Annotated in this window: 1 protein-coding gene; it reads left to right on the top strand. The window is 44.3% G+C overall.

Features of this window, described 5'->3' with window-relative positions:
* A partial coding sequence (locus tag R7P72_RS24205; protein WP_318110856.1) for a long-chain fatty acid--CoA ligase occupies positions 1–1,112 on the top strand: 1,112 nt, incomplete at its 5' end.
* Between the last annotated feature and the right edge of the window lie 382 nt (positions 1,113–1,494).

Genomic DNA, 1,494 nt, shown 5'->3' with positions numbered 1-1,494 from the left:
AACGCGCTTGGACATTCTACGTATTATACAAAGGTGCGACGAACTGTTACTTGCAAGACACAATGCAGGTGCGCGATGCCTTGAGTGAAGTGCGTCCAACCGTGATGTGTGCGGTTCCTCGTTTCTACGAAAAGATTTTCTCAGCGATTCACGAGAAAGTGTCTCGAGCACCGATTCATCGCAAGATCATGTTTACTTGGGCGGTGAACATGGGCGCGAAAATGGCACTTTGCCATCAAGAAAAACGCAAACCTTCGATGATGCTGCGCAAAGCACACGCATTAGCTGACAAGTTGGTGCTAAGTAAGTTGCGTGCGTTACTCGGTGGTCGTATCAACTTTATGCCATGTGGTGGCGCGAAGTTGGATGAAACCATTGGTCGCTTCTTCCATGCTATTGTCATCAACGTGAAGTTGGGCTACGGCATGACAGAAACCACCGCGACGATTTCGTGCTGGGATGACAAGTGCTTTGATCCGGATTCTATCGGTATGTCGATGCCTGGCGCGCAAGTGAAGATTGGCGAAAACAACGAGATTCTAGTTCGTGGCCCGATGGTGATGCGCGGTTACTACAAAATGCCAGAAGAGACCGAAAAGACGTTTGATGAGCACGGTTTCTTAAAGACCGGTGATGCTGGCCATATTGATGAAAATGGCAACCTGTTCATCACCGATCGCATTAAAGAACTGATGAAAACCTCTGGTGGTAAATACATTGCACCGCAAATGATTGAAGGTGCGATTGGTAAAGACCACTTCATTGAGCAGATTGCGGTGATTGCCGATACACGCAAGTTTGTTTCTGCGCTGATTGTGCCGTGTTTTGACTCTCTTGAAGAATATGCGAAAGAACTGAACATCGCATACCACGACCGAGTTGAGCTTATCAAACACCACCAAGTGGTCGAAATGCTTGAGAAGCGAGTGAATGAACTGCAAAAAGAACTGGCGAAATTTGAGCAAGTTAAGAAGTTCAAACTGCTACCAAGAGCTTTCTCGATGGACGATGGAGAGTTAACGCCAACGCAAAAACTGCGTCGTAAAGTGATTAACGATAAATACCAAGACGAAATCGAAGAAATGTACAACGAAAAGTCAGATAAAAAGTAACAAGCACTGACTTAGATTTCAGATTGATGAAAAGATCCCCAGCCGTACCTTTTGGTATCGTTGGGGATTTTTGTATGTGCAGCAGTTCGGCTTGATGATGCAGATAACGGGTGAATTTCTGATGTTTGGGTAAAACTCTGTGAAATTATGTTCTTTTTTTTGTCGTTATGTTTTTTGATCGTGCTGCATATTTGCGCTTAGTTGGCTTCTATTCCTGTTATCGTTCTGCTTTCTAGTGTCTTGTTTAAAAACTAGACATATCTCTCATTAGACCCGTTGCTAATAAACCGTTACATTTGTTGATGAACCTTGCGGGATGTTATGACGAACGCAAGACATAGCCGAAAACGTGGAAGTATTTCGATTAGGCTACGAATAAGAC

Origin of the sequence: Vibrio sp. Vb0888 (assembly GCF_033338835.1) — a bacterium.
Classification (GTDB): Bacteria; Pseudomonadota; Gammaproteobacteria; order Enterobacterales; family Vibrionaceae; genus Vibrio; species Vibrio alginolyticus.
Note: the sequence above shows the minus strand (reverse complement) of the source record. Positions and strands in the feature narration are given on the sequence as shown.